At 56.9% G+C, this 274-nt stretch carries 1 rRNA gene; it reads right to left on the bottom strand.

Features of this window, described 5'->3' with window-relative positions:
* Positions 1-274 (bottom strand): 23S ribosomal RNA (locus tag G8767_RS35395); the annotation flags it as partial.

Genomic DNA, 274 nt, shown 5'->3' with positions numbered 1-274 from the left:
GCGGACGAGTTTCTCACTCGTCTTTCGCTACTCATGCCTGCATTCTCACTCGTGTGGCCTCCACGGCTAGGTCACCCTGCCGCTTCCATGGCCACACGACGCTCCCCTACCCATCCACACACCTGCCAGAAAATCCTTGGATCAACTGGGGGCTATTGCGTGAATGCCGCAGCTTCGGTGGTGTACTTGAGCCCCGCTACATTGTCGGCGCAGGATCACTTGACCAGTGAGCTATTACGCACTCTTTCAAGGGTGGCTGCTTCTAAGCCAACCT

This window comes from Rhodococcus sp. IC4_135 (assembly GCF_011602025.1).
GTDB classification, from domain to species: Bacteria; Actinomycetota; Actinomycetes; order Mycobacteriales; family Mycobacteriaceae; genus Rhodococcus_F; species Rhodococcus_F baikonurensis.
The sequence above is the reverse complement of the archived record's forward strand: the minus strand, read 5'-3'. Positions and strand labels throughout refer to the sequence as shown.